Source organism: Streptomyces sp. NRRL S-495 (genome assembly GCF_000966955.1).
GTDB classification, from domain to species: Bacteria; Actinomycetota; Actinomycetes; order Streptomycetales; family Streptomycetaceae; genus Kitasatospora; species Kitasatospora purpeofusca.
The window spans coordinates 1-8,818 of the sequence record NZ_JZWY01000714.1 but is presented as its reverse complement, the minus strand read 5'-3'; the positions used below and the strand labels follow the sequence as shown (position 1 = coordinate 8,818).

Annotated in this window: 8 protein-coding genes and 1 pseudogene; all 9 read right to left on the bottom strand. The window is 73.7% G+C overall.

Annotated features, from left to right (window positions below; translation table 11 throughout):
* Positions 1-116 precede the first annotated feature (116 nt).
* Entirely contained in the window at positions 117-1,559 is a 1,443-nt protein-coding gene (locus tag VR45_RS31595) for a DNA polymerase IV (protein WP_045943301.1), read from the bottom strand.
* 54 nt (positions 1,560-1,613) lie between these two features.
* A complete protein-coding gene (locus VR45_RS31590) occupies positions 1,614-2,324 on the bottom strand; it encodes an ElyC/SanA/YdcF family protein (RefSeq protein ID WP_234326355.1) in 711 nt (236 codons plus the stop codon).
* A gap of 174 nt (positions 2,325-2,498) precedes the next feature.
* Positions 2,499-3,161, bottom strand: a complete 663-nt coding sequence (locus VR45_RS31585) for a MerR family transcriptional regulator (RefSeq protein ID WP_107084332.1) — start codon at positions 3,159-3,161, stop codon at positions 2,499-2,501.
* Positions 3,162-3,446: 285 nt separating this feature from the next.
* Positions 3,447-3,923 (bottom strand): bifunctional nuclease family protein, encoded by a 477-nt coding sequence (locus tag VR45_RS31580; RefSeq protein WP_030303568.1) that lies wholly within the window; start codon positions 3,921-3,923, stop codon positions 3,447-3,449.
* Between the two features lie 123 nt (positions 3,924-4,046).
* Positions 4,047-4,762 (bottom strand): annotated as a pseudogene (locus VR45_RS31575) (MerR family transcriptional regulator).
* 176 nt (positions 4,763-4,938) lie between these two features.
* Positions 4,939-5,859, bottom strand: coding sequence for an FHA domain-containing protein (locus VR45_RS44655; protein ID WP_234326354.1), 921 nt, complete (start codon positions 5,857-5,859; stop codon positions 4,939-4,941).
* 73 nt (positions 5,860-5,932) lie between these two features.
* On the bottom strand, positions 5,933-6,799 hold the full coding sequence (locus VR45_RS31565; RefSeq protein WP_052709518.1) for a DUF881 domain-containing protein: 867 nt from the start codon (positions 6,797-6,799) through the stop codon (positions 5,933-5,935).
* A gap of 412 nt (positions 6,800-7,211) precedes the next feature.
* Positions 7,212-7,544: a small basic family protein gene (locus VR45_RS31560; protein WP_030062488.1), complete on the bottom strand. Its 333-nt coding sequence runs from the start codon at positions 7,542-7,544 to the stop codon at positions 7,212-7,214.
* Entirely contained in the window at positions 7,541-8,695 is a 1,155-nt protein-coding gene (locus VR45_RS31555) for a DUF881 domain-containing protein (protein ID WP_078897005.1), read from the bottom strand. Before VR45_RS31555 ends, VR45_RS31560 begins: the two co-directional genes overlap by 4 nt.
* Positions 8,696-8,818 lie beyond the last annotated feature (123 nt).

Genomic DNA, 8,818 nt, shown 5'->3' with positions numbered 1-8,818 from the left:
GACCAGGACGGTCGCCGAGGGCATCGCGACCGTCCACGGCCCGGACACGAAGCGGCCCCACCCGGCTCCCCCGCCGGGTGGGGCCGCTTCGTGTCCGGGCCCGGCGAGGGCGCCGCTCAGCCCTCCCCCGGCCCCTCCCCGACGCCCTCCGCCCCCGCTTCGTCGCCGTCCCCGTCCTCGGCCCCGGGCCACTCCTGGCGCAGCGGCAGCGGCCGGGCCGGCTCCAGCGCCGGATCGTCGATCCGGAAGGTCCGCACCCGGCCCGGCCCGCTCCAGGGCGTCTCGAACCGGACCGTCACCCGCCCCACCCCGCTGCCCTGCACCCACCCCGGCCCGTGCTCGGCATGCCGCACGTCCTGCCCGGGCAGCCAGCGGCGCACCGGCGCCGCCGGCTCCTCGGCCGGCTCCGGCTCCTCCTCCGCTCCCGCCCCGGCCTCGGCCTCGGCCGCCGCCTCCTCCCGGACGGCCTGCGCGAAGAGATCCTCCTGGGTGTAGTCGGCCAACTGCGCCACCCCGACGCCCAGCAGCCGCACCCCGCCCGTGATGTCCACCTGCGAGGCCAGCCGGCGCGCCGTCTCCACGACCACCGCCTCGTCGTCCGTCGGCCCCCGCAGCGTCTCCGACCGGGTCAGCGTCGAGAAGTCGAACCGCCGTACCTTCAGCACCACCGTCCGCCCCGAGCGCCCGGCCCCGCGCAGCCGCCGTACACAGCGCAGCGCCAGCGCCTCCACCTCGCGCAGCACCCGGTCCCGGTCGGCCAGGTCGACCTCGAAGGTGTCCTCCACCGACACCGACTTGGCGTCCTGGTCCGCCACCACCGGCCGGTCGTCCAGCCCTATGGACATGGCATGGACGCCGACACCGTGCGCCTTCCCCAGCAGCTGCACCAGCTCCGCCTCGCCCGCCTCCGCGAGCTCGGCCACCGTGTTCAGCCCCGCCCGTCGCAGCACCTGCTCGGTGGCCGGGCCGATCCCGGGCAGCGCCCGCACCGGCATCGGCCCGAGCACCGCGCGCTCCTGCCCCGGCTCGATCAGCACCAGACCGTCCGGCTTGGCCTGCTCGGAGGCGATCTTGGCCATCAGCTTCGACCCGGCGACCCCGACCGAGGCGGTCAGCCCGGTCCGCTCCACGATGTCCGCGCGCAGGTCCTCGGCCAACGCCAGCAGCAGCCGCTCCCCCGTCCCGTGCTCCGCCTCGGCGAGCACGGGCCCGTACGGACCGGCCTCCAGGTCGACGAAGGCCTCGTCCAGGCTGAGCGGCTGCACCAGCGGCGACAGCTCCCGCAGCAGCCCCATCACCAGCCCGCTCGCCCGCCGGTACGCCTCGAACCGGCCGGCCAGGAAGGCCGCGTTCGGACAGAGCCGGCGCGCCTGCGCCATCGGCATGGCCGAGTGGACCCCGAACTTCCGCGCCTCGTAGGACGCGGTCGACACCACCCCGCGCCCGCCGAGCCCCCCGACGATCACCGGCTTGCCGCGCAGGCTCGGCTTGGCCGCCTGCTCCACCGCCGCGAAGAAGGCGTCCATGTCGAGGTGGATGATGCTCGGCAGTGACCGCACCCGCCGATCATCCCGCACGGGTCCGACAACGTGTCCGAACCCGGCCGCCGGGGGTCAGCCCACCCCTGCGCCACCCAGCTCGCCGCCGACCGGGTCGCCGCCCTCGCCGACCGTGCCCGCGTCCGCCAGCGCCCTCGGTATGCCCGGCTCGCGCGGCCCGAGGAACAGCGGGTCCGGCCGCAGCCAGGCGTTCAGCAGCGCCTTCCCGGCCCCCGGGACCTCCCGGAAGCCGCCGTACAGCCAGGTGAGGTCCTTGACCTCCGGCACACCCACCGCGTACGACTCGATCCCCGCCGCCTCGCAGAGCGCCAGCGCCCGGCGGACGTGGAAGTCCTGACTCACCAGCACCGCCCGGTCCACCCCGAAGATCCGGTGCGCCCGGGTGCAGGAGTCCCAGGTGTCGAAGCCCGCGTAGTCGCCGACCACCCGCACCTCCGGCACCCCGTGCTCGACCAGGTAACGGCGCATCGCGTCGGTCTCGTCGTAGCTGGTCCGGCCGTTGTCGCCGGTCACCAGGATCGCCCGGACCTTCTGCCGCTCGTACAGCTCCACCGCCGCGTCCAGACGGTGCGCCAGGTACGGCGAGGGCTTCCCGTCGAACAGCCCGGCGCCGAACACCACCGCCACCGGCGCCGAGGGCGCGCTCGCCACCGTCCCCACCCGGTCGCCGGCCGAGAGCCAGAGCCAGGCGCTCGGCGCGAGCGCCAGCGAGCAGCCGAGCGTCACCAGCTGGAACAGCCGCCGCTGGGCCGGCCGCCGGCGCAGCCGTCGGCCGAACCCCACCGCCCTGCGCGCCACCAGCCCGGGGATGCCGGAACCGAACCGCACGTGCCCTCCCTCGTCTCGGGTCACCGGGCACGACGATGCCGTGGGCCCGGACGGTTCCCCGTCCGGGCCCACGGCGTCGTTCCGAAGTCCCCGCGTCGCGCGGGAGAGTTCCTACACCGCGCGGTTGCGCCGCTGCGCCAGCTCGTCCGCCGGATCGTGGCCGACCACCGTCTCACCGGTGTCGGTCCGCTCGGCGTGCAGCCGGGCCAGGGTCAGCTCCAGCTCCCGCCAGACCGCGCCGACCGCGATGCCGAACACCCCCTGGCCGCCCTTCATCAGGTCGACCACCTGCTGGGGCGTCGTGCACTCGTACACCGTCGCGCCGTCGCACATCAGGGTCGTCCCGGCCAGGTCCGCGACCTCGGCCGCGGCCTGCAGATGGGCGACCGCCACCCGGATGTTCTGCAGCGAGACCCCGGCGTCCAGCAGCCGCTTGACGATCCTCAGCAGCAGGATGTCGCGGAAGCTGTAGAGCCGCTGGCTGCTCGCGGGGTACACCGAGCGCACGCTCGGCTCCAGCAGCCCGGTGCGGGCCCAGTAGTCCAGCTGCCGGTAGGTGATGCCGGCCGCCGTGCAGGCGGTCGGCCCGCGGTAGCCGATCAGCTCGGAGGTCGGCGAGAACCGCTCGATCGTCGGCTGGCCGGGCTGCACGGCCGGGAACCGGCCCACCCTCGGCAGTTCCGTCCGGGGCAGTTCGGTCACGGTACGGGCGGTGCGCGGCAGGTGCACGGTGCACAGGCCTCCCGTGGCCACTTCGTCGCCAGTGCCGGTCATGCCTACCTCCGTCCACTCGTGCTGCGGGCAAACCGGGCCGCGGGCGTCGGACACCCGGGCAGCCCCTCCTGACGGTAGGCAGTCCCCTATGGCCCGTCAACGATCGCCACGCCGGGCCGAACAGACCACATCACTCAGGCGGGTGGTTTTTCGTGCCCCCAGTGTGGGTAGGTGCGCGTTTTTTGGCAAAACGACCATCGCCCCGCGAGCCCGAATCCCGGGCGCGGGCACCGCGCGGACTACCGCCACCGAGCTGCCCCAGGGCCGCCACCGGCGGCCGCGGGACTACTGCGGGCCGCTGCCGCCGAAGTCCTCCGGCGAGACCTGGTCCAGGAACTCGCGGAACTTCTCGACCTCGTCCTCCTGCTCGTCCGGGATCGCGATGCCCGCCTCGGCGAGCACCTCCTCGCTCCCGTAGATCGGCGTCCCGGTGCGCAGCGCCAGCGCTATCGCGTCGGACGGCCGGGCGCTCACCTCGACCCCGCCGGCGAAGACCAGCTCGGCGTAGAAGACGCCCTCGCGCAGGTCGGTGATCCGGACCTCGGTGAGCTGCTGGCCGAGGGCCTCCAGGACGTCCTTGAAGAGGTCGTGCGTCAGCGGGCGCACCGGCGTCATGCCCTGCTGGGCGAAGGCGATCGCGGTCGCCTCGCCCGGGCCGATCCAGATGGGAAGGTACCGATCGCCCCCGACCTCGCGGAGCAGCACGATCGGCTGGTTGGAAGGCATCTCCACCCGGACACCCACGACGTCGAGCTCATTCACACACGCAACCCTATGGCTCCCGACCCGGATATGAAAGCGCAGCGCCGACGGCGCTGGTCAGGGCCCCGCCGAGGGCGGCGGACGCGGTCCCGGAACGGCCCGCGCGGCCCGGGACCGGGCGCCCTAGGGACGGGCCCGCAGACCCGCCTGCACCATGGCCGCGTGCAGCCGTACGGAGAGGGTCGCCAGCTCCCGGGCCGTGGCCTCGGCGTGCGCCCTGGTCTGGGGGTTCCGGTGCCGCCGCAGCGGCGCCACGACCTGCTCGACCAGCGCGATCTCCCGGTCCGCGGCGGCCTTCATGGCCCGCAGGTGCCGGGGCTCCAGCCCGTACCGGCCGAGCTCCGCGACCAGCCTGGCGACCTGAAGCGCCTCGCCGTCGTACCCGCCGTCCGGCCCCGGGGCGACCAGCCCGTAGGCCTCCCACTCGGCCCGTAGGCCTCCCACTCGGCCAGCGCGGTCTCGCCGGCCTCGGCGGCCGCCAGCAGTTCGGCCCGGCCCAGCCGCACCCCGGAGGCGGCCTCGGCCGCGGCGGTCAGCTCACGGTCGGCCTCCTCCAGCGGGCCCGGCCGGGTGTCCGCGGCGGGCAGCGCGGGCGGGGCCTCGCCGCGCTCGATCGCGTCCAGGTGCTCGCGGATCACCCGCAGCGGCAGGTAGTGGTCGCGCTGCATCCGCAGCACGTAGGCCAGCCGCTCGACGTCGGCCGGGCTGAACTTGCGGTACCCCGAGGGCGTGCGCTGCGGCTCGACCAGCCCCTCCGCCTCCAGGAAGCGGATCTTGGAGATGGTGACCTCGGGGAAGTCGTCACGCAGGAAGGCCAGCACCGCGCCGATGCTCAGCAGCTCGTCGCCGCCGCGCCGCCGCCCGGCGGGCCGGTCCGGACGGGCCGGCTGCCTGGGGGCCGCGACCACGCCCCGCGCGCCCTGGTCCGGCCTGGGACCGGACGACGCGGGGGTGGCCGCCCCGAGAGGAGAGGAAGGGGTGTTCGTACTCACTCGGGCTCCTGCCGACGTTGGTTTCAGTACCCCCGGTTGTGGCTGGCGAAGAAGACCAGCCGGTACTTCCCGATCTGCACCTCGTCACCGTTGTTCAGGGCAACCTCGTCGATCCGCTCCCGGTTGACGTAGGTGCCGTTGAGGCTGCCGACGTCCGCGACGGTGAAGCCGCCGCCCGGCGTCCGGCGGAACTCCACGTGCTTGCGGGAGACCGTGACGTCGTCGAGGAAGATGTCGCCCTGCGGGTGGCGGCCGGCCGTGGTCTTGTCCGAGTCCAGCAGGAAGCGGCTGCCGGAGTTCGGGCCGCGCTGGACGATCAGCAGGGCCGAGCCCGGCGGCAGCGCGTCGATCGCCGCCAGCACCTCGGCCGAGAGCGCCGGCGTGCCGGTCCCGGTCGTGGTGTTGGGGTCGTACGACTCCAGGCCGGAGATCGAGATGGTCGAGGTGGTCTCGGCCGACCCCTCGGGCAGCAGCCCACCCCGCAGCGCCGTACCGCAGTTGGAACAGAACCGGGCCGAGGCCGGGTTCTGGTTGCCGCACCTGGGGCACGGAGTGGGGCCAGCCATGTTCACAGCCTCCTGGCGCGGCACACCCGACGGGTTGTGCCCGGCGTACGGGTCCGGAGCAAACCCTCCACCAGAGGTTGAGGGTGCTGACGGGAAACCTATGCGCGGCGCGCCGGAGGGGTCAACCGACGCGCCGTAGCCCGCCTGATTCCCCGCGTACTGGGCCCCGGCACCGTCCCGGAACATGGGGCGCTCGGCGTACTCGGCGCCCTCCGGCGCGGAGCGCATGCCCGGCACACCGGGCTCGTCGTCCCGGCGGTGCAGCGCGGTCGGCGCCTCCGCGGCGGCCGCGTCGCGGCCCTTGTGACGACCGAACAACTTCGAGAAGAAACTCACGGGCGAATCCCCTTGCGTGTGACAGACCCGCCCGTGGGGCAGGGTGAGAACCTCGGACAGGCTGCGGGCCCGGTCGTGGATCGGGCCGGCGGGAGTGGCACTCCGAGTGTGCTGGTCACTTCGGAGCCGGCTTGGCGTACTGCGGCGTCTTCAAATCGACGAGTGCGTCGACGACCACCTTCTGCTGCTGGGAGATCGTCGCACGCGCCTGGTGGCTCTCCAGAGTACGGACGACACCCCCCGGGATGTTCAGCGCGGGGGTGAGGTCCTGCGGGTTCCCCACGACGGTGAAGCGGTACGGAGCCGAGACCTTCTTGCCGTCGATCTGCACACCGCCGCCGGACACGTCCGTGAAGTAGGTGTTGACCACCACGCGCACATCGTTGATCTGAATCGCCTCCGCCCCCGCCGCTCGTAGTTCCTGCAGGGTGTCCAGCAGCATATCTGCCTTCACCTGCCCTTGGGGATCATCGACCGTCAGTACGATGCCCGGACCTGTGGCCTTGACGGTCCCGGCGAGCACGCCGAGTTCCGTCACCTTCTTCCTGGTCTGCTCCTGGGCTTCCTTGGCCTGGTTGGAGCTGTTCTCCAACTTGGCCAGGGACTGCTCCAACTCCGCCTTCTCCTGCTGGAGACGCTGCTGACGGCTGTCCAGTTCGTCGAGGATGCGAACCAGGTCCTCCTGGCGCGCGCCGCGCAGCTGGCTGTGGTGGTCGTTGGTCGAGCGGACCTGGATCGCGAGCCCCAGACCGAGCGCGAACAGCAGCACGGCCACCACCAGCTGACCGCGCGACATCCTCGGCGGCCACAGCGCCGCCTTGAGCCGCCGGCGCCCGGAGTGGTGGTCCACCGCCCGCGCGGACACCGACATCGGCGCGGGCTCGACCTCCTCCGGCTCGTCCTCGAACCCGGGCTCGTCCTCGGGCTCGGGCTCGGGCTCCGGCGCGGACTTCGGCTCCGGCGCGGACTTGGGCGCGGGCACCGGCAGAAGCTCCGGCGCGGGCACCGGCAGGGGCTTCGACTCAGGCTCGGGCTTCGGCTCGGGCCGTGCCGCCGGAGCCGCCGGCCCCGGGCCGGGCGTCCCTGCGGCCGCCTCCGGCGCACGCGCGGGCGCGGGCGCGGGCGTCGCCTCAGGGGCACGCCCGACCACGGCCCCGGGGACCGGCCGGGTCACGGGCCCGGGCACCCGCTCGGGCTCCTGGACGCGCTCGTGAACGCGCTCCGGCTCCGGCTCGACCTCGGCCTCGGTCACGGGGGTCGGCTCGACCGCCCCGTCCTCGGCCCCGGCGGTCACCGTCCCGTCCGGAGACCTTTCCCTTTGTTTCTCGTCCCGCACGACTTCTCCCACCGATCCGTCCACTTCCTCCTCCGCCGCCGCGCGTCCGCGGCCCGGCTCAGGCACGGAAGACATGGCGCCTGATCGCGGCCGCGTTGGAGAAGATGCGGATGCCGAGGACGACGACCACACCGGTGGACAGCTGCGAGCCGACCCCCAGCTGGTCGCCGAGGAAGACGATCAGCGCCGCCACCACCACATTGGACAGGAACGACACGATGAACACCTTGTCGTTGAAGATGCCGTCCAGCATCGCCCGGACGCCGCCGAACACCGCGTCCAGCGCCGCCACCACCGCGATCGGCAGATAGGGCACCACGGCGTCGGGCACCTCGGGCTGGACGAAGAGTCCGACGACGACGCCGATCACGAGACCCAGTACGGCAATCACGGTGTAGCTGCTCCAGTCGCTGCGGAGGACGACCCGGTGGTCGTGGTGGACGGGCGGGAGCCCTTGGCGGGCGGGGAGGACGCCGGGGGCGGCGAGGTGGTGGTTCTGGCCGGCGTACTCGGTGAGCGCTTGGCGGGGGTCGACCCGCTCGGCTTCGCCGAGGGCGAGGCCCCGGCGGACGGGCCGGAGGAGGCCGGGGCGGACGGCGACGGCGACGCGCCACCGGACGGCGAGCCGCTCGCACCACCCGTCGGAGCGCCGGTCGGCGAGGCCTCCGGCACCGCGGGCTGGGCGGTCCGCAGGCTCACCCCGACGGCCGCGGGCAGTGTCAGGCTCTTCTGGGCCGACAGGGTCGACTTGATGCCGTACTTCTCCTGCAGCAGCCGCAGGTACTGACCGGCCATGGCACTTTCGAAGGCGGCCAGCAGCCGAGGTCCGTCCCCCAGCGCCTGCACGGTGTACGGCGGCACCAGCGGCCGGTTGTCCACCAGGACGGCCTCGCCGGCCGCGCGGATCGCCGAGAGCGCGGTGAGCCGCTGCCCGTTGATGGAGACCGCCTCCGCACCCGAGGCCCAGAGTCCGTTCACCACCAGCTGGAGGTCCCGGTCGCGCAGCCGCCCGCTGTTGGAAAAGCCCTGCCCGGCACGCGGGTCGACGTTCCCGCCGGCGCCCGTCCCCGCCGCGTCCTCCAGCACCAGCTTCACACCAGGGCCGGTGACCTCGGCGAGGCCGACCGCGCCGGCCAGCGCGGCCGGGTCGCCCTCGCCCGGGGCGAGCGCCTGCCGCTGGGTGCTGTCGACCTTCCGGCGCAGGTCCTGGACCTGCTGCTGCAGGTGGTCCGCCGAGCCGTTGGCGTCGTTGATCCGGTGGATCAGGGCATCGCGTTCCTTGGCCAGCGTCGGCTCCGCCTTGTGCGCGTTCACCGCCCCGACCGTGATGACCGCGCCGACCAGCGCCAGCCCGGCGCCCAGGCTGATCAGCCCGCGCACCGTCCCCGGTATCCGGTACGGACCGTCCCCGCCCCGGGCCGCAGCCGCCTCGGCGTACCCCTCGTCGAGGCTGTGGTCCATCACATTGGTCAGCAGGGACATCGAGGCATCCGGACGGTTGTACCGTCCACTGTTGGCACCCTGCCCCGGCGTCGCTGACATGCCGACCATCGTCCCATGTCGCGCGAGGGCCCTGCGCACGCCCCCTGACCTGCAAGTATTCCAAATATGGCAGAACGCGACCAAACGCCCGAACCGGACAGCGGGGCGGAGCGGCAACCGCCG